Origin of the sequence: Psychrobacter pasteurii, from assembly GCF_900162815.1 — a bacterium.
GTDB classification, from domain to species: Bacteria; Pseudomonadota; Gammaproteobacteria; order Pseudomonadales; family Moraxellaceae; genus Psychrobacter; species Psychrobacter pasteurii.
The window spans coordinates 42349-66433 of the sequence record NZ_FUGD01000131.1 but is presented as its reverse complement, the minus strand read 5'-3'; the positions used below and the strand labels follow the sequence as shown (position 1 = coordinate 66433).

General features: G+C 41.7%; 22 protein-coding genes. 6 read left to right on the top strand and 16 right to left on the bottom strand.

Annotated features, from left to right (window positions below):
* Positions 1 to 152: 152 nt before the first annotated feature.
* The 10 genes from A1232T_RS11865 to A1232T_RS11820 all read right to left on the bottom strand — a co-directional run bounded on the left by A1232T_RS11865 (position 153) and on the right by A1232T_RS11820 (position 10625).
* A complete protein-coding gene (locus A1232T_RS11865) occupies positions 153 to 1184 on the bottom strand; it encodes an ABC transporter permease (protein WP_077449610.1) in 1032 nt (343 codons plus the stop codon).
* Position 1185: 1 nt separating this feature from the next.
* Positions 1186 to 2256, bottom strand: a complete 1071-nt coding sequence (locus A1232T_RS11860) for a microcin C ABC transporter permease YejB (RefSeq protein ID WP_077449609.1) — start codon at positions 2254 to 2256, stop codon at positions 1186 to 1188.
* A gap of 56 nt (positions 2257 to 2312) precedes the next feature.
* On the bottom strand, positions 2313 to 3092 hold the full coding sequence (gene gloB / locus A1232T_RS11855; protein ID WP_077449608.1) for a hydroxyacylglutathione hydrolase: 780 nt from the start codon (positions 3090 to 3092) through the stop codon (positions 2313 to 2315).
* A 108-nt stretch (positions 3093 to 3200) separates the two neighbouring features.
* Entirely contained in the window at positions 3201 to 5054 is a 1854-nt protein-coding gene (locus tag A1232T_RS11850) for an extracellular solute-binding protein (protein ID WP_077449607.1), read from the bottom strand.
* A 92-nt stretch (positions 5055 to 5146) separates the two neighbouring features.
* Positions 5147 to 6295: a 3-phosphoserine/phosphohydroxythreonine transaminase gene (serC, locus tag A1232T_RS11845; RefSeq protein WP_077449606.1), complete on the bottom strand. Its 1149-nt coding sequence runs from the start codon at positions 6293 to 6295 to the stop codon at positions 5147 to 5149.
* Between the two features lie 129 nt (positions 6296 to 6424).
* Positions 6425 to 7267: a hypothetical protein gene (locus A1232T_RS11840; protein WP_077449605.1), complete on the bottom strand. Its 843-nt coding sequence runs from the start codon at positions 7265 to 7267 to the stop codon at positions 6425 to 6427.
* A 342-nt stretch (positions 7268 to 7609) separates the two neighbouring features.
* On the bottom strand, positions 7610 to 8503 hold the full coding sequence (locus A1232T_RS11835; protein WP_077449604.1) for a MetQ/NlpA family ABC transporter substrate-binding protein: 894 nt from the start codon (positions 8501 to 8503) through the stop codon (positions 7610 to 7612).
* Positions 8504 to 8723: 220 nt separating this feature from the next.
* On the bottom strand, positions 8724 to 9407 hold the full coding sequence (locus tag A1232T_RS11830; RefSeq protein WP_077449603.1) for a methionine ABC transporter permease: 684 nt from the start codon (positions 9405 to 9407) through the stop codon (positions 8724 to 8726).
* A 3-nt stretch (positions 9408 to 9410) separates the two neighbouring features.
* Positions 9411 to 10166, bottom strand: coding sequence for a methionine ABC transporter ATP-binding protein (locus A1232T_RS11825; protein WP_208606952.1), 756 nt, complete (start codon positions 10164 to 10166; stop codon positions 9411 to 9413).
* Between the two features lie 252 nt (positions 10167 to 10418).
* Positions 10419 to 10625: a DUF2905 domain-containing protein gene (locus tag A1232T_RS11820; protein WP_077449601.1), complete on the bottom strand. Its 207-nt coding sequence runs from the start codon at positions 10623 to 10625 to the stop codon at positions 10419 to 10421.
* 275 nt (positions 10626 to 10900) lie between these two features.
* On the opposite strand from A1232T_RS11820, the gene purD reads away from it, so the two are divergent.
* Complete coding sequence (purD, locus tag A1232T_RS11815; RefSeq protein ID WP_077449600.1) at positions 10901 to 12181, top strand: phosphoribosylamine--glycine ligase; 1281 nt, start codon at positions 10901 to 10903, stop codon at positions 12179 to 12181.
* 400 nt (positions 12182 to 12581) lie between these two features.
* On the top strand, positions 12582 to 14033 hold the full coding sequence (locus tag A1232T_RS11810) for an ABC1 kinase family protein (RefSeq protein ID WP_077449599.1): 1452 nt from the start codon (positions 12582 to 12584) through the stop codon (positions 14031 to 14033).
* A gap of 91 nt (positions 14034 to 14124) precedes the next feature.
* Here A1232T_RS11810 and A1232T_RS11805 read toward each other — a convergent pair whose 3' ends face one another.
* Complete coding sequence (locus A1232T_RS11805) at positions 14125 to 14880, bottom strand: class I SAM-dependent methyltransferase (RefSeq protein ID WP_077449598.1); 756 nt, start codon at positions 14878 to 14880, stop codon at positions 14125 to 14127.
* 244 nt (positions 14881 to 15124) lie between these two features.
* On the opposite strand from A1232T_RS11805, the gene A1232T_RS11800 reads away from it, so the two are divergent.
* Positions 15125 to 15334: a DNA gyrase inhibitor YacG gene (locus A1232T_RS11800; RefSeq protein ID WP_077449597.1), complete on the top strand. Its 210-nt coding sequence runs from the start codon at positions 15125 to 15127 to the stop codon at positions 15332 to 15334.
* Positions 15335 to 15456: 122 nt separating this feature from the next.
* On the top strand, positions 15457 to 16647 hold the full coding sequence (locus A1232T_RS11795; RefSeq protein WP_077449596.1) for an aspartate aminotransferase family protein: 1191 nt from the start codon (positions 15457 to 15459) through the stop codon (positions 16645 to 16647).
* A gap of 111 nt (positions 16648 to 16758) precedes the next feature.
* On the opposite strand, the gene ruvA is transcribed toward A1232T_RS11795, so the two are convergent.
* The 3 genes from ruvA to A1232T_RS11780 form a co-directional block, all read right to left on the bottom strand.
* On the bottom strand, positions 16759 to 17391 hold the full coding sequence (ruvA, locus tag A1232T_RS11790) for a Holliday junction branch migration protein RuvA (RefSeq protein WP_077449595.1): 633 nt from the start codon (positions 17389 to 17391) through the stop codon (positions 16759 to 16761).
* Positions 17392 to 17662: 271 nt separating this feature from the next.
* Entirely contained in the window at positions 17663 to 18031 is a 369-nt protein-coding gene (locus A1232T_RS11785) for a hypothetical protein (protein ID WP_077449594.1), read from the bottom strand.
* Positions 18032 to 18214: 183 nt separating this feature from the next.
* On the bottom strand, positions 18215 to 19423 hold the full coding sequence (locus tag A1232T_RS11780) for a phosphoglycerate kinase (RefSeq protein WP_077449593.1): 1209 nt from the start codon (positions 19421 to 19423) through the stop codon (positions 18215 to 18217).
* 297 nt (positions 19424 to 19720) lie between these two features.
* On the opposite strand from A1232T_RS11780, the gene A1232T_RS11775 reads away from it, so the two are divergent.
* A complete protein-coding gene (locus A1232T_RS11775; RefSeq protein WP_077449592.1) occupies positions 19721 to 20050 on the top strand; it encodes a TraR/DksA family transcriptional regulator in 330 nt (109 codons plus the stop codon).
* A 148-nt stretch (positions 20051 to 20198) separates the two neighbouring features.
* Here A1232T_RS11775 and A1232T_RS11770 read toward each other — a convergent pair whose 3' ends face one another.
* On the bottom strand, positions 20199 to 21221 hold the full coding sequence (locus A1232T_RS11770; protein WP_077449591.1) for a serine hydrolase: 1023 nt from the start codon (positions 21219 to 21221) through the stop codon (positions 20199 to 20201).
* A 430-nt stretch (positions 21222 to 21651) separates the two neighbouring features.
* On the opposite strand from A1232T_RS11770, the gene A1232T_RS11765 reads away from it, so the two are divergent.
* On the top strand, positions 21652 to 22287 hold the full coding sequence (locus tag A1232T_RS11765; protein ID WP_077449590.1) for a response regulator: 636 nt from the start codon (positions 21652 to 21654) through the stop codon (positions 22285 to 22287).
* A gap of 147 nt (positions 22288 to 22434) precedes the next feature.
* Here the strand turns inward: A1232T_RS11765 and A1232T_RS11760 are convergent, their stop codons facing one another.
* Positions 22435 to 23964 carry a S41 family peptidase gene (locus tag A1232T_RS11760; protein ID WP_244152463.1) on the bottom strand — a complete coding sequence of 510 codons (1530 nt, stop codon included), beginning with the start codon at positions 23962 to 23964 and terminating at the stop codon, positions 22435 to 22437.
* Between the last annotated feature and the right edge of the window lie 121 nt (positions 23965 to 24085).

The following is a 24085-nucleotide window of genomic DNA, read 5'->3' as shown; positions in this document are numbered from 1 at the left end:
TCCTTGCCTATAGTATGCTATGACTTTTATCTTAAAGTCTAGGTCGTAACGCATAAAAATACCCCATAAGTTGTGTCCAACTTATGGGGTTCAGTTCATCACAATAAGAACCTTTTTTGCTCTAGGCTTTATAGCCACCACATAGCTACTCACTAGCGCCTTGGATCAAACGCATCTCTGAGCGCTTCTCCGACGAATATCAGCAGGGATAACACCAGGGTTAAGCTAAAAAAGGCAGATAACGCCAACCAAGGGGCATCTAAATTATCTTTACCTTGGTTCATCAGCTCCCCTAAAGAAGGAGAGCCTGGGGGCAATCCATAGCCCAAGAAATCAAGAGAGGTTAAGGCTACGATATTGGCTGTTAAGATAAAAGGCAGCTGGGACAAACTTGAGGCCAGTGCATTAGGCAGAATATGGCGCAGCATAATCTTGGTATCATAGGCTCCTAAATTGCGTGCTGCTCTCACATAATCAAAGTTGCGCGCTCTTAGAAACTCTGCACGAACCAGACCTACCAAACTCATCCAACCAAACAGCAGCATTAAAGCAAATAACACCCAAACACTCGGGTTAAATAAGCTGACCAAGATAATGATCATAAACAGCTGAGGCAAACCCGCCCAAACTTCCATAAATCTCTGACCAATTAAGTCTGGCCAACCACCATAATAACCTTGCACTGCCCCAACGATGATACCTATCAATGACCCTGCAAGCGTTAACGCCAAACCAAATATTAAAGAGACCCGCATACCATAAAGGATTCGAGCCAGCACATCCCTACCCGTGTCATCCGTTCCTAACCAATTACTGGCATTAGGCGGTGCTGGATAAGGCTGCTCCAATTCAACACTGGCGGTCTGATCTGCAAACTCAATGAGCGGCATTATCATAAAGCCTTTTTGCTCAATCAACTCCTTCACCGCTGGGTCTTTGTAGTCAGCTTCTGTCTCAAATACTCCGCCAAAGGTTGTCTCGGGATAAGCTTTAACTACAGGGAAATAAAGAGTGTCCTCATACTTAACCACCAGCGGCTTATCATTGGCCACAAAGTTAGCGCCTAGACAAATCAAAGAGATCAGGCAAAACAAGATTAGAGCAATCACTCCGAGTCTATTTTGCTTAAAGCGATTGAGTCTTGCCTGCCATATTGGATTAAGCAATGGCTTATCTTTACTCATCTTAGCGTCCCTCGAAGTCAATACGTGGGTCAATGAGATGGTAACTTATATCACTAATAAGCTGTAATAACAGACCCACCAAGGTAAAGATAAATAAAGTGCCAAATATCACTGGATAATCTCGCTGCACAATGGCTTCAAAGCCAAGTAGCCCCAAGCCATCCAACTTAAATATAATCTCTATTAAGAAGTTACCGGTAAAAAATATACTAACAATAGCTGCAGGAACGCCAGCAATAACAATGAGCATGGCATTTCTAAACACATGACCATACAGTACTTGATGATTACTCAAGCCTTTAGCACGCGCGGTCAGCACATATTGTTTGGACAACTCTTCAATGAAGCTAAATTTGGTTAAATAAGTCAGTGCTGCAAAGCCGCCAATGGTACTTGCCGTCAGTGGTAAGGCTAAATGCCAAAAATAGTCTTTGATTTTGGCCAATGGGCTTAGTTGATCAAAGTTCTCTGAAACCAGACCCTGTAACGGGAAAATTTGCCAGTAGCTTCCCCCTGCAAACAGCACCAGTAAAATAACACCAAACACAAATATGGGTATGGCATGACCCACTGCTAGCATAACCGCAGTCAACTTATCCATACCAGAACCATGATGCATGGCCTTATAAATACCTAAGGGTATGGCAATAAGATAGATGAGCAAAGTGCTCCAAAGACCAAGAGAAATAGAAACTGGCAGTTTTTCTACAATCAACTCAGTAACCGGCTTACCCTTAAAAAACGACGTACCAAAATCTAGTACGGCATAGTTTTTTAGCATAATCCAAAAGCGCTCAGGGGCCGGCTTATCAAAGCCGTATTGGGCCTTAATGGCCTCTACCATCTCTTCAGACAGACCGCGCGAACCTCTATAGCCGCCTTCTGAAAGGATGCTCCCGCCTCCCATTGATGCCCCAGCAACTTCTCCTTTATTTTGAGCCAGCTCAATTTGTGCTATTTGCTGCTCAACCGGACCTCCTGGTGCGGCCTGAACCAAGATGAAATTGGTCAAAAGAATGAGAAATAAAGTGGGTATGATAAGCAATAACCGTTTTAAAATATAACGACCCATGAGCCTATCCTTATTTATTACTGCTTATCATGAGAGTTCCAATCAAGTCCGTTGAGTTAGAAAGTGTCTTTTAAGGTTCTTAATGCGCTAAATACAGTTAATGGTTTGGTATCTGATAGCTCTACCTGTTGTTGAACCCCATCAATTACGGTCAGCTCTTCACTACGCAAGAACACGTTAACCTGTCTTTCATGCCCTAATGTGACTGGTAAAGAAGGTTTACCCTGCTCATTTAGAGCTTCAACTTCTGATAAGGTTTGTTGCATTACCTGATTATCTGGCTCAATAGATAAGCCAAATCTTAAGTTTGAGGCCGTATACTCATGGGCGGGATAAAACAAGGTGTTTTCAGGCAGCTTATTAAGTCGCTTCAAGCTTTCATACAGCTGCTCCATAGTGCCTGTAAACACTCGGCCACAGCCTGCACTAAATAAGGTGTCACCACAGAATACTTGCTTCACATCTTCATTGGTTAATACATAAGCCAAATGTGAGGCGGTATGCCCAGGAACAGCCCATACCTGCGCTGTATATCCCCAAGCACTCACTGAGCTGCCCTCTTTAACCACCTGATCGGGACTTACTCCATGATCAGAGGCGGCTACCACATGAGTCATAGGATACAGTTCACGTAGCTCGGCTATTCCACCCACATGATCATGATGATGATGCGTCACCCAAATGGCTGTCAGCTCAAGTTGATACTGTTCTAAATATTCAGCAACAGGCTCTGCTTGGCCTGGATCAATAATGATGGCTTGTTTATTTTTATCGTTTACCAACGCCCATATATAGTTATCATTAAAGGCGGGTATAGGCGTAATAATTAAGCTCATGGAACTTCCTATTGTTTAAAATATATTTTTTGATGCAAACTCTTATAATGTGAAGGATAGTGACTTCTACTATTTACACAAGAATGCCATAGGTCATGCCTGGTGTCATCATTTGAGATATTTAGTAATAATCGACTCAGCGGATTTATCCACCCACCAATAATCAATACCGACCGCATTATCTGGTAGGGTCTTTTGGTGGCGATATTTATCCCAGTAGACCACTCGGGTGCTGGTAGTACCATACATAGGCACCATGTAATATCCAGCCCTTAACAAACGGTCTAATACCCTAGTATAAAGCACAATCTCTTCTCTGTTCTCAGCTTTAATAAGCTTGTCTATCACAGTATCAATGGCTTCGTTTTTTATACCACTATAATTTTGGTTGCCCTGCTCATCGGCGGCAGCACTACCCCACATATAGCTTTGTTCAGAACCTGGTGAGGTACTTTGTGGAAAGCCAGCCACTATCATGTCGTAGTCAAATCGTCTTAACCGTTCTAGATACTGAGAGGTATCAACCTGACGAATTGAGACTTCAAACCCTAATTTCTTTAGGTTTCGCACATAAGGCAATAACACTCGGCTTATTTTTTCATCAGTGATTAAGATTTCAAACCTAGCTGGCTTGCCATTGGCTTGATACAGCTTCATATCTTGATAGTAAAAGCCCGCTTCCAGCAGTTTTTGTCTGGCATTTAATAAAGCTTGTCGATGGTAGCCTTTGCCATCTGACTTAGCAAGTTGCCACTTAGCCACAGCAGCTTGTCTTTGAATAGGCTCAAGCTTAGGTAATAAAGGCTTTAATACCTGATACTCTTCATCATCTGGCGTTCCGGTAGCCGCAAGCTCCGAGCCGTGAAAATAGCTTTCTAAACGCTCATATTGATCATAGAACAAGGTCTTGTTCATAAGCTCAAAGTCGAAAGCATCAGTCATTGCTTGACGAACACGTATATCAGAGAAGATATTTTTACGAAGATTCATCACCAAAGCCTGCATCATCACAGGATTTTTGGTCACAATGGCTTCTTTTTTTATTAATCCGGCTCGGGCAGCAGCAAAATCATACGCTGTTGTCCATTTTCTCGCCGAGCTTTCTTGACGAAAGTGATACTGCCCTACTTTAAATCCTTCTAGAGCAATTTCATCACTGCCATAGTATATGTATTTAATATAGTCGAAGTTAAACCGACCTTTATTGACCATAAGTTGTTGACCCCAGTAGTTAGGATCACGCTTATAAGTCACACTGCGGCCTTGCTCCACGTGATGCAACTGGTAAGGGCCACTGCCCATCAATGGCGTCAGCGATAGCTTTTCAAAGTCTTTTTCAACCGAAGCTTTCTTAAAGATGGGAAACTGCCCCACCGTCAATAAAATCTCTTTATTTTCTGATGATTTAAAATGAAATTTTACTCGGCGCTTATCTATGACTTCTACCTTATCAATAGCTGCCAAATAGCTGCGTAATTGCATCAATCCTTTATTTAAATAGGCCTCATAAGTGGCCTGAACATCCTCGCTGGTAACAGCACTGCCATCCCAAAACTTGGCTTTAGGATTAATATGATAAATAATCCAACTGGTATCATCAGGATCGTAGGTGATTTTTTCAGCCAACTGCGGATACATAACAAATGACTCGCTTAACGAGCCTGCCAACAAGGTATCGTAAAGATAGTCCGTACCGCTCATAGATACCCCTGTGGTCATCCAAGGGTTGGCACTGTTAAAGGTCCCCATCGCCGCTTGAGAAAGCATGCCGCCTTTAGGGGCGTTGGGGTTAGCATAAGGCAAGTAAGGCGCATTGATATAGCGCGCCTCACTATTGTGACCAAGGGCTGTCACAGTAATAGAAGCAGCATGGACGCTAGGAGTCAAACTGAGCAGCAGGGCACTCAATAAAATCGAAGCAAAAAAAGCATTCTGTTTTTTAAAAAACAGCTTAATCTGCATTTACCCCTCCTTTGGTCAGTTTAATTCCTAGCACAGCTCACCTATCCTTTAGCTTATAGCATGACTTTTATTTAATCAGTACCCATTAAAACTTAAGCCTGCTTGTTAGCAAACTCAATCATAAAGTCACACAAGGCTTGTACCGACTCAAGACTCACAGCGTTATAAATACTAGCACGCATACCGCCGACATCACGATGCCCTTTTAAGTTTAGTAAACCGGCTTGCTCAGCTTCTGCTAAGAACTGGGCATCTAGGCTACTGTCTTTTAGCGTGAAAGGTACGTTCATGATTGAGCGATACTGAGAGTCTACATTGTTAATATAAAACTCACTGTCATCGATGGTTTTATACAGTAGCTCAGCTTTTTGACGGTTAATTTTTGCAATAGCTTCTAAGCCGCCTTGTTGCTCTAACCATTCAAACACCAGACCAGCAAGATACCAAGAGTAAGTCGCTGGCGTGTTTAACATAGAGTCTTTATTAGCCTGATTCGCATAGTCTAACAAAGCTGGGCACCATTCACTGGCTTTACCAATTAAGTCTTCACGGATAATAACGATAACTAGGCCTGCGGGACCAATGTTCTTTTGGGCACCGGCATAAATCAAGCCAAACTTAGAAACATCGATAGGCTCTGATAAGATACATGAAGACATATCTGCAACTAACGGAGCATCAACTTGAGGCGGCTGAAAAATTTGCACCCCATGAATGGTTTCGTTAGCACAGTAATGAAAATATTCAGCGCCTTCAGTTAGCTGCCACTCACTTTGTTCTGGTACTGTAGTAAAGTTTGAGTCTTTGCTAGAAGCCACCTCGTTAACTTCACCCAGCCCTAACTGAGCATAACGTTTGGCCTCTTTAATTGCTTTGCCTGACCAAGCACCTGTGGTCAAATAATCTGCTTTGCCTTTACCATCTTGGTTACCCAGTAGGTTTAACGGAATAGCAGAGAATTGAAGTGTTGCACCACCTTGTAAGAAAAGCACTTTGTAATTATCAGGAATCTGCATTAAGCGGCGTAAGCTTTGTTCCGCTTCTTGTGCCACTTTTACATAGTCTGAACTACGGTGACTCATCTCCATGATAGAGACGCCCTTACCCTCCCAGTCTAACATCTCAGCTTGTGCTTTTAGCAATACCTCTGTAGGTAAAGAGGCCGGACCGGCACAAAAGTTATGCAAACGATTAACAGGAGTTTCTTGTTTTAAATTAGTGGCTGCAGTTGCTTGATTCATAATTATCCTACAAAACAATAAGGTGGGTGGGGATACAGCATTTTTAGGTTAACTGCATAAGTATAATACAATTACCAAAGCGATAAACACTGTTAACTGACTCAGCATTTATTCATAAGGGGAATGAGGTTACTTTTGATTGAGCGTTTGCCACAGTTGTTTTTTTAGGTCACTATTTTGTAGCATATCCGCCAGATAAGGCAGAGTCACAAGCTGTGGATGGCTCAAGCTTTTGGGCATTTCAGTGAGCGCACCCACTTTGACATCATTTCTTTTAGCCAAGCAAAATATAAATCCTGCCACACTAGCATTGGCCGACTCTTTATCACTAATACCCGGACAAATAGGGAATTTAAGCACTTGTGGGCTTAGCGATAAGGCACTAAGTATATTTTCCCAAAGGGCTAATTGCTGTGGCTGCTTGAATGTCTCAGCATCTGCTATTAATACCCAGTCTTTAAAGCTTACCCCCACAATTTCAAAGGGGGCCACCTGCTCTAAGCTATCCGCTAGGCTGACCTTCGCTTGAGTACTCTGCCCTTCAGAGACATCGAGCTTTTGTTTTAAAGCCTGTATCGGATTGGCCGTTAAATTTCCTGTTTCAACAACGGGACGGTCTATATCTGATCGGCTTATATCTGGCCGGCTTATAACTGGAGCCTCTGTTACTGCAGCGGTAGCAGGTTTTGACGCCTGTCCATTATGATCAACCGCTAGTGGAGCTTCACTAACCACAGCTTGCCCCATATGTTGGCGGCTTTGGCTGGCTTGATCATTAACCCTCTGATTGTGCTGCTCAACCACAGCGTCATAGTCTACTGTGCTAGTAGCGCGATCACGCTGCACCCAAATATCTAATCCCATCATGCCCAATATGTGTCGCTGTTGAACTAACAAAGCTGGCACAGCACTATCTACTCCCTTAGGTGATGGAGTCATTGGGTTAGCAGGAGCTTGGTATGCAGCAGTCATAGAATTATCATTTTTCAGTTTTAGAGCTCATAATTGTTGAGCCCAAGTTGTTTTTTCTAATTTAAGAAAACAAGTGTTTAAGACAGCAAAAGCAAGAAAACAATAGGTGTACAAAGAGGGTAATCAAAGTTAGGCTTTAAGTTTACCAAATATCTGCCTATATCTCGATGTTAATTTACAGATTGGTTAACCTAACGAAGGGTTAGCTGGGTCAAAAAAGAGCAATAAACAAATATAAAAAAACCTGCTACCTATCAGACCTTAAGCCTTACAGATAACAGGTTTTTTATATTATCTTTAACAGTAGCCCAAACAGCCACCCTCAAAGTTTATGACAGCAGATTATTTAGCTTCTGCTTCTTCTTGGCCTTCACCCCAAATTTTTGGGTATTTATAGCCTGGGAATGATTTGTGAGCATAAGTTTTGAAGCTCTCTGAGTTATAAGCATCGGTCACATCTTTAACCCATTTTGCTTCTTTATCTGCAGCTTTAACCGCTGACCAGTTAACATACGCGAAGCTGGCTTCTTGGAATAAAGCTTCTGTTAGCTTAATACCAGAGTCGGTAGCATAGTTACCGTTGATGATAGCAAAATCAACATCATCACGAGCACGAGGTAACTGAGCTGCTTCTAGCTCAATGATATCGATATTTTTTGGATTAGTAGCGATATCAGACTTAGACGCTGTTAATGGATCCACGTTGTCTTTTAAAGTAATCCAACCCAAATCATCCATCATTACCAACGCACGAGCGAAGTTACTTGGATCGTTAGGAGCAGATACTTTCATACCATCATAAGCTTCTTCCAATGACTTCTTCTTGCCACTATATACGCCTAATGGTGCAGTTGGTACTTGGAAAACTTCAACTAATTCTAAGTTGTTTTCTGCTTTAAAAGTATCTAAGTAAGGCTTGTGTTGGAAAATATTGATATCCAAGTCACCCTCAGCCAAAGCTAAGTTAGGACGAACATAGTCAGTGAAAGTCGTCAGCTTAACCGTGTAACCTTGTGCCTCAAGCTCACCTTTAACTTGATCGCGAACCATATCGGCGAAGTCACCTTCAGTGGTACCGATTACGATGGTCGTTTTCTCTTCAGCAGTACCGGCGGCAGCATCAGCATTGGCTGCGTCTTGGTCAGCACTGTTACTACAACCTACTAATGCTAGGCCTGAGATACCGGCTATGGCGGCTGCGGCAAAAACTTGCTTACGAATTTCAGCTATCTTCATGGATCAATCCTTTAAATAAGAAGGTGTTTTTAACAAAGCATTTTTGTTAAAAGTTATTTGAAAGTTAAAATGTTACCACAGACTTAACGATTGTTGCTGTAGTGTGTGACTCACATTCTAACCGATAACTACGCATTTCTACATGAAACTTTTGGCACTACTTATGAATTAAATTCATTAAGACTGTGTTGACTAAGTCGTCTTTATCAAAAACTTAGCCTTAACGCTTATCCAATTTGGCCGCTAATAAGTTACCAATTCCCTGGATGCCAATTACCATAACTGAAAGCATAATCACAATGAAGATCATCACTTCAGTTTGATAACGGTAGTAGCCATAACGAATGGCTAAGTCACCAAGACCACCGCCACCAATCATACCAGCTGCAGCTGAATAAGACAGCAAGCTAATACACAGTATGGTCACTGATAGCACCAGACCTGAACGGGCTTCTGTTAGCAAAACCTTGATAATAGTAAAAGGACTTGCCCCCATAGACTCAGTAGCCTCAACAATGCCGCGTGGCACTTCTCTCAAGTTTTGCTCAACTAAACGAGCAAAATAAAACGAACCTGCCAGCGCCAATACTAGCGATGCCGCAATGGGACCAATACTGGTACCAATTAAGGACTTGGTAAAGGGAGTCATCGCAATCATTAGGATAACGAAGGGGAAGGCGCGCATGAAGTTGGTGACACCGCCCAGTAACGCATAAAAGGTCTTATTTTGCAGTAACTGCTTATCACTGGTTAAAAATAAAAACACCCCAAAGAAGCCACCGATAATAATCGCCGCTGTGGTTGATATACCCAGCATAACAAAGGTATCAATCGTTGCTTGCCAGATTTCACTACGCAGCTCCCAAAGACGGGCTGTGGCATCGTTAAAACTCATTGCTAGCATTTATTAATCCTCCTGAACCAAGCCGCGACCCACTTCAGTGGTGGCTATAATTTGACCATCAGTAATATCCGCCACCTCGAGTAGATGACCTTCATGCAATAAAGCGGCTCGATTACAAATACGACGAATAACGCTCATTTCATGAGTCACGATGACAATGGTCACACCCAACTTCTCGTTCACTTCTTTTAAGGTAGCCAGTAACGTACGGGTGGTCGAAGGATCTAAGGCACTGGTTGGCTCATCAGCCAGTAGTACTTTTGGATTTGGAGCAATAGCACGAGCAATACCAACGCGCTGCTTTTGACCGCCAGACAGCTGAGCAGGATAATGATTGGCACGATCGGTTAGATTAACAATCTCCAAGCACTCCATAACTCGGCCATAGATATTATCTTTGGCATAGCCTGAAACCTTTAAGTTAAATGCCACGTTTTCAAAAACAGTTCTGTTAGACATCAAGTTAAACTGCTGAAAAATCATACCCACGTTATGACGAGCGACTCGCAACTGCTTGGGGTTCATATCAGTCAGCACTTCGCCATCGATAGTAACCGTGCCCCCATCAGGACGTTCAAGTAAATTCATTAAGCGTAATAAAGTCGACTTCCCTGCCCCGGAATATCCCATCAAACCAAAGATTTCTCCTTGTTTTACAGTCAATGAGATAGGCTCAACAGCAGTAAACCAATAGGTTTTACCATCCTTTTGAGTCTGGAATTTTTTATATACTTGATCTAGAACAATCATATCGCTCATGGCAGTCATCTTGAATAACGGTTTACAGCTTTTGAAGTTACACTGAAGTTAGGAGACAAACACAGTCTAAGTGCGACTGTAATGAATTTTACAAAGCGCAATAATATAGCATACTGCACTGTTTATGACATCAACTTATCCAAACAAAAGCCATGCTTAACCAGAATATGTAAATTCAATTCATTACTTTATTGACGTTAATAGCCTGTATAAATCCTGAGATTTTATTAACGGTGAAGCTAGATTGTCCGCTTAACGGCGAAACAAGTTGAGTAAAATACTTAGTACCACACTCACCACTATCATAGTGACGATTGGAAAATAAACTCGGGTGTTCCCAGATTCATAACGAATATCCCCAGGCAGCTTACCTATCCAAGAAAAAGCCCCAGGAAAAGCACTCCATATCAGGCCTAATACCACCAAAACCACCCCAATCAAAATTAAAACTTTGGCCATAATGCCTCTCCTCAAGTAAAAATAATTCAAAAAAATCATCAATAATAAACCAAATCCCATTTTTTAAGAGGTTTATCCTTATTTATACGTAATAATAGCTTTGAGGGCTAACAAACCTGCCCCTAACGCCTAGATTTTGATAAAATGAGTGTAATTATCCCATATACTGTGGGCCAGTTTATGTTGCGCCTTTTTATATCGCCAATATAAGCTGGCCTATTGTGTAAATATTTTCCCATTAATAACCATACCTCATTAAGTTAACAAGGATATATATGAATATTTTAATTATTGGTTCTGGCGGTCGTGAACACGCACTGGCATGGCAATGTGCAAAAGACGCAGATGTCTCCACAGTCTATGTGGCCAATGGCAACGCTGGTACAGCCCTTGAACCAAAATGTGAAAATATTGACCTTGATACCACAGATCACCAAGCGGTTATCGCTTTTTGTCAGCAAAACGCAGTTGAGCTTATTATTGTCGGCCCAGAAGCGCCATTAGTAGCCGGCTTAGTTGACGACTGCAACAAAGCAAATATCGCAACTTGGGGTCCGACTCAATATTGTGCTCAGCTTGAAGGTTCTAAGACTTTTGCCAAAGAGTTTATGCAAGCCAACAATATCCCAACTGCAAAATATGAGGCGTTTACTGACATAGAGGCAGCCAAAGCTTATATCAATGAAAATGGTGCGCCTATTGTTGTCAAAGCAGATGGGCTTGCAGCAGGTAAAGGCGTTATTGTTGCTGAAACCATTGAACAAGCGCATGAAGCCATTGAAGACATGCTTGGAGATAATAAGTTTGGCGATGCCGGTAGCCGTGTGGTTATTGAGCAGTTCCTACAAGGTGAAGAAGCCAGCTTTATCTGTATGATTGATGGCGAAAATATTCTACCTATGGCCACCAGCCAAGACCACAAACGTGTGGGCGAAGGCGATACGGGTCCAAACACTGGCGGTATGGGTGCTTACTCGCCAGCCCCTGTTGTTACCCCAGAGGTTCATCAAAAAGTTATCGATCAAGTCATTCAGCCTGTGGTTGATGCTATGAAAGAGGCAGGCCACCCTTACACTGGCTTCTTATATGCCGGCCTTATGATCGATGACAAAAATGACCCTTACGTCATTGAGTTCAACTGCCGATTTGGTGACCCTGAAACTCAGCCTATCTTAATGCGCTTAAAAAGCTCACTGGTCAAACTTATCCAACAAGGGGTGGCTGGCAAGCTGCCTAACACTGCAGAATGGGATGAGCGTGCCGCCTTAGGTATCGTCCTAGCTTCTAAAGGCTACCCAGAGACTTCTTCTAAAGGCGATGTGATTACTGGCCTTCGAGAGCTACAAAGCAGCGAAACCACTAAAGTATTCCATGCCGGCACCAAGCAAGAAGGTGAGCATGTGGTTACAAATGGAGGCCGTGTGCTTTGTGTTACCGCTTTAGGGGACACTATTGGCGACGCTCAACAAGAAGCGTTAAAAGTGACCGCCTCTATTCAATTTGAGGGTGCTCATTACCGCCGTGATATCGGTTATAGAGCCCTTAATCGTGACTAACAACGCCTGCTGTAATTAATTGGCTTTATTGTGAAATAAATCATGGGGCTGGGTTTTTACCATTGCTTTGTTGGTAATAAGCCCCATTGATATAGTAGATACCTAGTCTTAATATCTTAATACCTATTTAATTTAATGCTTGTTAATTTAATGCTTAGTTACGGTTAAGACCTAGCTTATTTTTTATTAGGTTTGTTATTAAAACTCTCAGGTCAGTGCGTCAAAAGAATAACAATGTTACTCTAGAGATTAGGTCGACAAGGTAGTATTAACTGGTACGGTTCAGATAATTATAAGTTAATACCTTTCAGGATATTCGTACCTACCCTAATTACTTATACAGCTGCTGCCTTGGCAACACTGCCATAACACAGCTTTTGTTTTTCAATATGGTTAAAACATGTCAAATTCATCTTCTTCAACACCGCCACATACAGACTTACCTAGAAGCCGCTTAGCCAATGAGATGAGCGAACTTAAAACCTCTAGTTTAGACCGCCGCCTTTCTATAGCTAAGACCTCTTTAAACTTAGGAAGACGTTGGGCAGGTAATAGCTTTAGCGGTCTGTTTTTAAGTAAAGAAGAAAGAGCCTCTCGCAACCAAGAGTTTATGAAAGAGCAAGCTGCCTACTTAGCAGATGAGTTGGGCAAACTAAAAGGCTCTGTCGTTAAGATTGGTCAAATGTTGGCTTTATACGGTGAGCACTTTTTACATCCTGAGATTACCGAAGCTCTACATCGCTTAAATGACAGCACAGCCAGCTTATCTTGGCCAGTGGTAGAGTCGGTATTGCGCCAACAACTGGGCAACCGTTTAGATGAACTGGAAGTCTCGCACACCCCTATCGGTACCGCGTCTTTAGCACAAGTGCATCGCGCTACCATTAAAGCTACTGGCCAGCAGGTGGTACTAAAAGTTCAGTATCCTGGTGTTGCAGACGCCATTGATTCTGACTTAAGTTTATTCAAGCACTTATTAAAAGTTACCAATGCTGTTCCGCAAACCAAAGCCTTAGATGAGTGGTTTAATGAAATCAGCGACCTATTGAAAGTTGAAGTAGACTATTTTGCTGAAGCCCAAACCACCATTCGCTTTTATGAGCGTCTAAAAGACGATGAGCGCTACGTAGTACCTAGAGTTTTTGAAGCTTATTCAACTCAAAGACTGTTGTGCTTAAGCTTTGAGGAAGGTGTACCCGTTACCAGCGCCAATCTTAAAGAGTTACCACAGCGCCGCCGTGATGCTTTAGGTAAAGCGGCAATTGACATCATGCTTAATGAAATCTTTGTTTGGGGAGAAATGCAAACTGACCCGAACTTTGGTAACTACTTAATTCGCTCAGAGCCTGCAGATAAGCCTAACGGCAAAGATAAGCTTATCTTATTAGACTTCGGAGCGATGCGTCAGTTTGATGATCATTTATTAAAAATCGCCCGCAATCTTATGTTAGCTGGTTTTAATTATGACAAGCAGCAAATGATTGATGCCATGCAAGGTTATCATTTCTTTGACGGCATGAGCACTGAAGTTAAGAGCAATATGGCCGAGGTATTCTTATTGGCCACAGAACCATTTAGAGACCCTAACCTGCCACAGAATAAAGCCAGCAGCTTTATAGATGAGCACGGCTTTTACCACTGGGCCAATAGCAACTTACATAAGCGACTCATGGAAAGCTCAGGTAGCGCTATGCAGTCTCGTGAGTTCAGCTTGCCGCCAAAAGAGTTTATGTTCATCAGCCGTAAGTTTATCGGAGCTTATACCTTCTTGACGGTACTAAATGCCCGAACCAACACTTACGACACCATTAGCAAGTTTGTCCCTATTAATATGCAGACGCTAAAGCACTAATCGCTTTGGTTAGTTCAGCGACAAAAAAAGGCTTACTTGGATCAATGATTCAAGTAAGCCTTTTTTTATGAGTATCAGCTATTGATTGTACTTAATTTGACTGCAATGCTTCTGAATTCCAGTCATCAAATCGAGTCTTATAGCCTTCAGGCTTAATCATTTCAAGCTCCCAACAGGTCTCACCACGGGCTAGGTATTTAATTTCAAAGTGAGTACGTTTACTCTCAATAGGCACTTCCTTTCTTTGAGTAGCTAAGCACCAGGTGTCTACAGCCTGCTGATAAGCATTGTCTATATACTCTTCGATATTGCTAGCCAATATTACCTTACCCTTTGGCTTTAATCTTGATAATAAAAACTCAAAAAATGGCATATTTAACCATTGTTGATTCGGGTTTTTAGGTTCAGGATTTGGATACAGTAAATAAAATACATCGACGCTTTGTACCGGCAACGCGTGTACACAGTAAGGAATGGCGTCTGCATGTACCGCTAAAATATTATCAAGATTGACTACCTCGTTACTCACCGATTGCACTAAATTATTAAACGCAGTGAATTTATTTTGGGTTCGTTCAATGGCAATCAAATCGTGTTCAGGGTTATTTTTGGCATACAAGCAAGCATGCATCCCTTTTCCAGCGCCAATTTCTACTATCAGTGGGCGACTGTTATGACTCACACTTGCCTGGCCAGCACTGGCTTTACTGTCTTGAAGCTGGCGGGCAACAAAGCTAGGAATCGAAAAATCTCTAGGGGCAGTTAGCTTCTCAGGCTTAAAGCAGCGGCTTTTTTTATGACTTAGAGCCTGAGTAGACGATAAAGAGTTAGAATTTGATGCAGACATAAGAAGTTTTATACACTTAATCGAGTTGTAAAGTTATGGGTAATGTATTGTATATTATCATTTCTAAAGCCCTGTCAGGGTGAACTCTAGCGGTTAATTTAATATTTGCATTGGTAATAAAATCAGCTTGATATGGATAGCTAAGATATATAGCAGGCAGTATAAGCCCTATGATACTCATGCTATAATCATAAAAGGTCACCTAGTGGCCCACAACTTACTTGTTATTTAAAGACCTTATGATATGACTGACTCTACTGATAATTCCAAACCACTTTCAAGCCCAAAGACTTATCCTTGTCCCCACTGTAAAAAACTGACTGCCTGGCAAGACAACCCTTACAAGCCTTTTTGTAGTGATCGATGCAAACTTATTGATTTAGGCGCTTGGGCCAATGAAGAATATCGTGTTGCCGCTGAAGAGTCACCTTTTTCAGAGGATCTTAAGTATTAATTCTTGACATGGCTTTAGTACACTTATTCAATTAACACACTGTTTTATATTCCCCAAACGTGTCATTTATTGAGATACAATATCTATTACCCTCCTATCTGCTAAATGTTTAAGGACCCATTATGTCAGCATCGCACTCCTATATTATGCCTACCTATAGCCCTCAACCTATAAGCTTTACTCGAGGAGAAGGCAGCTGGCTTTATACCTCTGACAATACCGCTTACTTAGACGCCTTAACGGGTATCGCTGTTTGTGGCCTGGGTCATTGCCACCCGCAGATTACGAAAGCCATTCAAGAGCAAGCCGCCACTTTAGTTCATACCAGTAACTTATTTGAGATTGAATGGCAGCAAAAGGCCGCTGAAGCTTTGTGCCAAGCTGCTGGCATGGACAGTGTCTTTTTTGCCAACAGTGGTGCTGAAGCTAATGAGGCTGCCCTTAAAATGGCACGTCTATACGGCCATAACAAAGGCTATAAAAAGCCTAAAGTCATCGTTATGGAGAAGTCATTCCATGGCCGTACTCTATTAACGGTCACTGCCACCGCAAATCCCAAAGCTCGTGAAGGCTTCTTTACCTTAGACTCTGAGTTTATTCGAGTACCTTTTGGAGACATCGAAGCTTTAAGACAAGCTGCGCAAGATCATGATGAGATTACTGCCGTTTTATTAGAGCCTATTCAAGGCGAAGGCGGATTAAATACAGCCAAAGATGGCTTTGACTATTTAGAGCAAGTGCAAGCGCTATGTGATGAGCAAGACTGGCTGTTCATGCTAGATGAAGTACAAACTGGTAATGGTCGTACCGGTAAGTATTTTGCCTATCAGCACAGTAATGCTAAACCTGACGTATTATCTACCGCTAAAGGCTTAGGCAATGGCTTCCCTATTGGTGCCTGCATGGTCCGTGGCCGTGCTCGTGACTTATTCCAAGTGGGCAGTCATGGCTCTACATACGGCGGAACGCCCCTAGGCAGCCGCGTCGTGCATACCGTTTATAACATTTTGAGCAACAGTGATGTTATGCAAAACGCGGTTACTGAAGGCGACTATATTCAGCAATCTTTGAGTGAAGCCTTAAAAGAGCTTGGCGTTACTACCCGAGGATACGGCATGATGATAGGGGTTGTTTTGCCAGAAGAGACCGATTGCAGTACTTTCGTAGACAGGGCGCGTGAGGAAGAAAAACTAATCATCAACGTTACCGGTGGTCATGTTATCCGTCTGCTCCCCCCTTTAAATCTAAAACGTGAAGAAAGCGACCAGCTTATTGAAAGATTGATTCGACTAATCAAATCCACTTTAAACTAATAAAGTAACAACCTCATAATTAGTATTAAAAAAGCCCTTCAATACATAACTGAAGGGCTTTTTGTTTTGTGTGATCTAAACTTAGAGCTCAGAATAGCAAAAAGCTTGTGCCTAAAAACTTGAAAGCTGTTGTAGAGTTAACTTTAATAGTGATTGAGTATCGACTATATTTTGTCCCGCTTCCGTTTCTCTAGCAGCTTTAATGGCTTTTTGAGCTTCTTTATCACGGTAACCTAAGCTAATAAGCGCCGATTCAACCTCAGCAAGTATCACCCCTTCACTACCCGCAGCAGATTTTGGTGCGCCCTCTGGCTCTTCAAAGAGACCACCACTGTTTTCAATATTATCAAACTTGCCTTTTAGTTCAATAAGCAGTCGCTGCGCTGTCTTTTTACCAATACCTGGGACTCGAGTTAATGCCACCTCATTGTCCGTCTCAACCGCATGCTTCAGCTCAGGTGCAGACATGGTCGACATCATCGCCAATGCCATTTTTGCCCCCACCCCATTAATACGAATGAGCTGGCGAAAGACATCCCTTTCTTGATGCTTAACGAATCCATACAGTAACTGAGCATCTTCACGTACATGTAAATGAGTCCATACAGCCACACTTGCGTCTAGTTGCAGCTGACAGAAGTCTGGTAGAGGTAACTCTATCTCGTAACCCACGCCCGAAGTGGTCATAATGCAGGCCACAGGAGCAGACAAATGACATACCTTACCTTCAATTAGTCCTATCATAATCTTATTTTAATTCTCTAATAAAAAAACAAACTTCATTATAGCAAAGATACCCAGTCATTTACCGGACTTGTGCTTTGCCCTTATTTTTCTCTAAGTTAGCCTCTAAGTTCGGTTACTAGATTTCAATAAATTACCTGCCATAAAAAAAGCCCTGATATATATATCAGAGCTTTTTTACTTAAATTTCTTTAGCTTAAATATTTCTTTAACTTAAATATTTTCTATAGCTAAATACAGTATTTAAACCTTAAGAGTTTAAGCAAATAAATTAGTACTGTTGATCTTCATCAACGGCTTCAGCGACTGCAGGATCAGCTTCTAGATCAACACTATCAGCAGTGCTTTCTGCTATATTCTTTGATCCTTCAGCTACGGCAGTTGCCCCTTCTGATACTGCGTTTGCTGTGCCTTCAACAGCAGCGTTTGCACCTTCAGCAATAGCTTCACCAGCATTAACAGCTGCACCAGTAGCTACAGCACCTGCAGTTTGGGCATTATCAACAGCATCTTCACCTGCACTTTCAGCAGCAGCTTCTACAGCACCTGCATCTGCAGCTTGCTCAGTTTCTTTACTACAACCAGTGATAGCAACAGCACTAGTAACAAGACCTGCGATTAAAAGATTACGGTATAACATGTGAACTCCTCACAATATGCAATATTAGATTTTTCAGCATTCTAATAGCTAATAATTGAAAACACAAGTAGCATTAAGTAACTTTAGTTTAACTAAATCTAATGCACAGCTAAGCTAGGCTGTGATTAAGGCAAACAAAGCAAGCAACCCTTATCAGTCGTAAGTTTCCTTAACAAATGTTGATTACTTAGCGCTGTGTTTTTCTAATGCAGCAACAGCAGGTAATACTTTACCTTCTACAAATTCTAAGAAAGCACCACCGCCAGTAGACATATAGCTTACACCATCTTCTACTTTAAATTTATGAATAGCAGCCAAGGTGTCACCACCGCCTGCAATAGAGAAGCCTTCACTGTCTTTTACTGCTTCAGACAATAGTCGGGTTCCCTCTGCGAAGGCATCTACTTCAAATACGCCAACTGGGCCATTCCACAAGATCGTCGCTGCATTCTTAACTGCATTAAAGATATGCTCTGCACCTTCAGCCGCCACATCTAAAATCATGTCATTTTCAGAAATTGAATCAATATTTTTTACTGTTGGTGTTGCCGATTGCAATGAGTTAATAAAATCATCAAAGTTAATTTGATTCTTATCCGCTACGACTACATTTTCAGGCAACAAAATCTCAGTCTGAGTCATGATTTGTTTGGCAGTATCAATCATATCTGCTTCATATAAAGAAGCGCCTACTGAATGACCTTTGGCTGCGATAAAGGTGTTGGCAATACCACCACCCACGATAATTTGGTCACAGATTTTCGCTAAGCTAATCAGTACATCTAGTTTAGTAGAAACTTTAGAGCCCCCTACAATGGCCACCAATGGTTTCTTAGGAGCATGTAATGCTTTGTCTAACGCATCAAGCTCTGCAGCTAGCAAAGGACCTGCGCACACAACTTTACCCGCTTTAGCGGCAGCTTGAATGACCCCTTCAGTAGAAGCTTGAGCTCTGTGTGCTGTACCAAATGCATCCATAACGAAGACATCACATAGGTCAGCATAGCGCTGCGATAAAGCTTCGGTATTTTTCTTTTCACCCACGTTAAAGCGAACGTTTTCTAGCAGTACCACTTCACCTGGCTTAACTGATACTTCTTGCTGAGCATAGTCTTTATTTAAGCTGACAGTCAGACCTAGATGTTCACTTAAATAATCTGCCACAGGCTGCATAGAATATTTTTCTTCAAACTCACCTTCTGTTGGACGACCTAAGTGTGAGCAAACCAGTACCGCTGCCCCTTTTTCAAGAGCTAGCTTGATGGTGGGCAAACTTGACTGCAAACGCGCATCATTAGAAATTTTTCCATTTTGAATTGGCACGTTTAAGTCTTCACGAATCAACACAGTTTTTCCGGTTAAATCTTGGTTTTCCATTCTAGCGAAGTTCATGTATTTACCCTTACTTAATTATGATTAGAAGTCAAAATTAGCTGACACTTCTGTTTGAGGTTTGAAGAAAAAATAGTGCAAGAATTCTATCATATTTTGGCGCCTATTTTCGCCTCAGTTTGTGCCTATTATTATGGAAAGCTCTTAAAACTAACTCTTTATTATTTAGAGTAATGCAAAGATTTATTAGGGAATAAATGGTAATATAGAAGATATAAACAAAGAAATAAGAAAGGGTTATCAATATCCATACAAAACAATAACCCCTATAAAAATAGCTATTTAAGGAGAAATATAATGAGTAGAGATTTTTCTGCTGCTAAAGCACGTCTTTTAGAACTACAACAAGAATATCAAAATCGCATTGATAAAATTGAAGACCATATCTACAACCCTCAAGATGATTTAAATGAGCATTGGGACGACCAAGCCATTTCTATGCGCGACAATGAGATGCGTAAAACTCTATTGGTCGAAGCCAAGCAAGGTCTAACCTATGTCAATAATGCGCTAAGCCGTATTGAGAATGGTACCTATGGCGAATGTACTGTCTGTGGTGAAGATATCGAAGATAAAAGATTAGAAGCAGTTCCTTATGCAACTTTATGTATGCAACACGCCTCTTAATTTATCGACTTTCAAAAACAAAAAAAGATTGCTCCATAGAGCAATCTTTTTTTTGGACTTAACTTTTTAGTACTTAATTATATTTTTGGTACTTAACTATCATTTGGTACTTAATTATCAATAGCTATAAATAACCAGAAGTTAGCTATTAGATCGTACGGCGTAAAGCTAAGTTGTGCAGGATATTTTCTGCATCGTTCCAACGCGTGTTAGAACTATCAGCACCTAAAATAACAATAATTGCTGGACGGTTATTAACCTGAGTTTCCATTACCACACATCGACCGGCCTCATTAATAAAGCCTGTTTTAGAGATACCGATTGGATAAGTACCGCTACGAACTAGCTTACTGGTGTTGTTAGCAGGATATCTACGGTTACCGGCACTATAGTTGGCAACAAAGAAGTCATAGTTTTTGGTTGTAGAGAAGCGGCGAATAACTTCATATTGGCCAGCCGCTTGAACCATTTTGGTTAGATCCATTGGAGAAGCTACGTTACGCTTATCTAGGCCCGTTGGATCACCAAAGAACGCACTGTTCATACCTAAAGATCGGGCTTTAGCGTTCATCGCACGCATGAAGGCATCATAGCCACCTGGGAAGTTGCGGGCTAGAGATTTGGCGGCTGGGTTTTCAGACTTCATTAGTGTCATTAACAACAGCTCTGCGCGGTTCATGCGGTCGCCAGATTTCAAACGAGAGCTAGCACGCTTAGGACCTACGAAGTCTTCAGGCTCAAGCATGATTTCTTCTCGCATATCAAGACCGGCATCTAGTACCACCATAGCCGTCATGATCTTAGTGATAGATGCAATTGGGCGAGCCACATCAGCATTCTTCTCATATAAAGGCTGCCCAGTCTCAACGTCTAGGACGATAACGCCTCTTGATGCTGTTGAAATAGGTAATCTGTCTACAAAACTTGAAGAGCTTGAGTAGTTATTAGTAGAAAAAGAGGTGGTCGAGTTAGAAGTTACCCCAGGATTGGAGTACATGATACTGCGGGCTTCTGATAAACCACCGGCGTTGCCCCACTTAACTTGTGTGTTGCCTGTTTTGCTTGGCTCAACGATTGTTAACGCAGCATTAGATACGGAGCTTACGGTACCCAGACCCAATGCGATGCAAACAAAGATAAAAGATTTGTTGAAAGATTTATTTATGCTCATATTTCATCCCACTTGAGTCGTAAAATAGTGTAAAAAGAATAATTAACTATCAGGTTAATTAAAGGTATGATGTTATTGACCTTAAAGCTAATTCCATCGACAATGGAGTGCACTCACATAGATTTAAAAATTTTACCCAATTATGCCCTTTGATTATAAGCTTTTTGATGTTAGGGGCAATTGAGTGCTTCTTAGAAAAGCAATAAAATTTACAAAGTTGAGTACTAATATATAAACTTAAACACCATACTAATACTAAATAAAGCCAATATGTTAATTATCTTAACATCATTAATCTTAGTCGTTAAGTGTTAATTCCACTTAAACAGGTGGGATTAAGGTATGTTGTCAATTCAAAACAATTCTTTTACGCTACAGCAACATAAAATTACTAACACTATGGTTTTATGCGTTCTCTTGGGAAAATAATATGATTAAAGTTTTGGTGGTTGATGACCACGACCTAGTAAGAATGGGCATAAGTAGAATGCTGTCCGATGATCCTGAAATTGAGGTTATTGGAGAAGCTGACAGTGGTGAAGCTGCCATTAGAATGGTTAAAGCGCTTAACCCAGATGTGGTCTTATTAGATGTTAATATGCCTAATATTGGAGGTGTTGAAGCCACAAAACGCCTACGCCAATTTGATGAAAAGGTAAAAATCTTAGCGGTAAGCAGTGTCTCTTCACAGCCCTACCCCTCTATGCTATTAAAGGCGGGAGTCAATGGTTATATCACCAAAGGCACCCCTCTAGCAGAGATGATTAAGGCCATCAAAAAGGTGTATCAGGGCAGTAAGTACTTCAGTAGTGATGTGGCTGAACAGCTGGCAGATATGCTATTAACCGATAATGAAGAGTCGCCTTTTGATAGATTAAGTGAAAGAGAAAAGCAGGTCGCTATGATGGTGGTTAACTGTCAAAGCCCCCAGCAAATCGCTGACCAGCTTTTCGTAAGTGTCAAAACGGTCAATACCTACCGTTATCGTATTTTTGAAAAAGTTGGAGTAGACAGCGACGTAAAACTAACCCACTTAGCAATGCGCCATGGGTTAATCACACCATAAGCTTGTGTGCTATAACGGGTAACTAGCCAATAAAAAAAGAGCCTCTATCTGATAGAAGCTCTTTTTTTATGTTAAAAACTTATTTATAGGGCTAAATATCAATTACTTACTAATTGATTGGCCTTTAATTTGATTGGTCTTTAACCATTAATAGTCGTTGAGCATGAGGCTGTCATCATCAAACTTTGTATCAAACTTAATCCCAAAGGGTCGGTCTTGAGACAATAACAAATTCACTGCGGTTTGCTGCCAATCTGAACCATCGTGAGCTAAAACAACATCAGGCTTGACTCCAATACCGTCTATAAGCTCCCCTTTGGTACTACGGTACTCGGCTACCGTAAGCTTGATACCTCCACCCGATTTGAGGGGCACCACTTCTTGAACGGTACCTTTACCAAAGCTTTGCTCGCCCACAATTTGTGCCCGTTGATTGCTTTTGAAGCTACTTGCCAGCACTTCAGCTGCAGAGGCAGAATAACGGTTTTGTAGGACAACAACCGGTAAATCGGATAAATAAGGCTTACCCTTAGGTTTAATCAGTTGACTGTGATTGGTACGACTTCTGACCTGAATCAGATCTCCTTCTTTGATAAACAAGCTACCGATATCAATCGCAGAGGATAATACGCCCCCTGGGTTGTTACGCACATCAATAACGACACCAGTTACCGCTGCCCCTGTTTGCTTTAAGGCACTAATTAATTGATCTTTAGAGCCGTTTTGGAAAACAGGTAAGCGAATTATGGCGATGCCATCTTTGACGGTCACAGTGAGCTCATTATCAGCTGCCAGATTACGCTGCAAAGTTATGTTACGCCGCGAACTCCCTTGGGCGCTCATGACAGTAACTTCAACTTGAGAGCCAGCAATACCAGATAGCAGTTGCTGAACATCTTGTTCAGTCATATCTGAGGTTAGTTCCGCATTTTTAATACGTAATAACCTATCGCCGACTTTAATCCCTTCTTGCTTAGCAGAGGATTGGCTTAGTACCGAGGTGACCACCCAAGCCTGCTGACTGGGGTTATACCTCACCACCAAACCTACTTGTGCAATTTCACCATCAGTGAAGCTGCGCAGGTTGTCGTAATTCTCTGGTGTTAAATACTCAGCATGCTTATCTAGCTTTTCTAGCATCCCTGTTATGGCTTGCTGAAATAACATCTCATCATTAACAGGTTTGACATAGTCATGACGAATAACATCGATAACCTCTACAAAAGCTTGTAGCGTCTGTGGTGAGATAGCATTAAGCGGGACATGTTCTACCCCTAATCTCTCACCTTCGACTTCATTATCCAAGTCATCGATATCATCGTCTTCTATATCAATCAGAGCTGGCTGCGAATCTATGTCTTCGTAACTCTCTATATCATCATCAACATAGGCGATAGCATCCACATCATCACAGTCATCCACGCAAGATTCTTCAGACCTTTTAGCACTAACTGCCAAATCATTAAGCTTTTTTGCCGCTTCTGAGTTGGGTTGAGCATTCGCCTCAGAATCCGATATGACAGCGGTAGCATTGTCGCTATTTAGTCCAGAAGTCTGTGACTGTCCTATAGAAGAACAGCCACTGATAGCAACCGTTAAAGACAACAGCGTAAGACCAGTCGCATGACCCACCTTACGAGAATTAAGCATGGCTAACCAAGACTTACTAGGAGTCATAGACTCCTGGTTTTTTGATATGTTTTGAAGAGGTTCAAATTGCATCACATGCTCTACTATCGGTTGTCGTGAAGAGAGTATCGTCCTAGGGTAATCTTGACCTGTTATTTAGCTTATAACT

What these genes read in the sequence shown, in the direction of transcription:
- A1232T_RS11860 (WP_077449609.1), bottom strand. Translation starts at nt 2,256, where the DNA reads ATGGGTCGTTATATTTTAAAACGGTTATTGCTTATCATACCCACTTTA.
- A1232T_RS11810 (WP_077449599.1), top strand. Translation starts at nt 12,582, where the DNA reads ATGTCAAATTCATCTTCTTCAACACCGCCACATACAGACTTACCTAGA.
- A1232T_RS11800 (WP_077449597.1), top strand. Translation starts at nt 15,125, where the DNA reads ATGACTGACTCTACTGATAATTCCAAACCACTTTCAAGCCCAAAGACT.
- A1232T_RS11840 (WP_077449605.1), bottom strand. Translation starts at nt 7,267, where the DNA reads ATGACTGCTGCATACCAAGCTCCTGCTAACCCAATGACTCCATCACCT.
- A1232T_RS11820 (WP_077449601.1), bottom strand. Translation starts at nt 10,625, where the DNA reads ATGGCCAAAGTTTTAATTTTGATTGGGGTGGTTTTGGTGGTATTAGGC.
- purD (WP_077449600.1), top strand. Translation starts at nt 10,901, where the DNA reads ATGAATATTTTAATTATTGGTTCTGGCGGTCGTGAACACGCACTGGCA.
- A1232T_RS11760 (WP_244152463.1), bottom strand. Translation starts at nt 23,964, where the DNA reads ATGACTCCTAGTAAGTCTTGGTTAGCCATGCTTAATTCTCGTAAGGTG.
- ruvA (WP_077449595.1), bottom strand. Translation starts at nt 17,391, where the DNA reads ATGATAGGACTAATTGAAGGTAAGGTATGTCATTTGTCTGCTCCTGTG.
- A1232T_RS11830 (WP_077449603.1), bottom strand. Translation starts at nt 9,407, where the DNA reads ATGCTAGCAATGAGTTTTAACGATGCCACAGCCCGTCTTTGGGAGCTG.
- A1232T_RS11780 (WP_077449593.1), bottom strand. Translation starts at nt 19,423, where the DNA reads ATGAACTTCGCTAGAATGGAAAACCAAGATTTAACCGGAAAAACTGTG.
- A1232T_RS11850 (WP_077449607.1), bottom strand. Translation starts at nt 5,054, where the DNA reads ATGCAGATTAAGCTGTTTTTTAAAAAACAGAATGCTTTTTTTGCTTCG.
- A1232T_RS11775 (WP_077449592.1), top strand. Translation starts at nt 19,721, where the DNA reads ATGAGTAGAGATTTTTCTGCTGCTAAAGCACGTCTTTTAGAACTACAA.
- gloB (WP_077449608.1), bottom strand. Translation starts at nt 3,092, where the DNA reads ATGAGCTTAATTATTACGCCTATACCCGCCTTTAATGATAACTATATA.
- A1232T_RS11865 (WP_077449610.1), bottom strand. Translation starts at nt 1,184, where the DNA reads ATGAGTAAAGATAAGCCATTGCTTAATCCAATATGGCAGGCAAGACTC.
- A1232T_RS11785 (WP_077449594.1), bottom strand. Translation starts at nt 18,031, where the DNA reads ATGTTATACCGTAATCTTTTAATCGCAGGTCTTGTTACTAGTGCTGTT.
- A1232T_RS11825 (WP_208606952.1), bottom strand. Translation starts at nt 10,166, where the DNA reads ATGAGCGATATGATTGTTCTAGATCAAGTATATAAAAAATTCCAGACT.
- serC (WP_077449606.1), bottom strand. Translation starts at nt 6,295, where the DNA reads ATGAATCAAGCAACTGCAGCCACTAATTTAAAACAAGAAACTCCTGTT.
- A1232T_RS11835 (WP_077449604.1), bottom strand. Translation starts at nt 8,503, where the DNA reads ATGAAGATAGCTGAAATTCGTAAGCAAGTTTTTGCCGCAGCCGCCATA.
- A1232T_RS11805 (WP_077449598.1), bottom strand. Translation starts at nt 14,880, where the DNA reads ATGTCTGCATCAAATTCTAACTCTTTATCGTCTACTCAGGCTCTAAGT.
- A1232T_RS11770 (WP_077449591.1), bottom strand. Translation starts at nt 21,221, where the DNA reads ATGAGCATAAATAAATCTTTCAACAAATCTTTTATCTTTGTTTGCATC.
- A1232T_RS11765 (WP_077449590.1), top strand. Translation starts at nt 21,652, where the DNA reads ATGATTAAAGTTTTGGTGGTTGATGACCACGACCTAGTAAGAATGGGC.
- A1232T_RS11795 (WP_077449596.1), top strand. Translation starts at nt 15,457, where the DNA reads ATGTCAGCATCGCACTCCTATATTATGCCTACCTATAGCCCTCAACCT.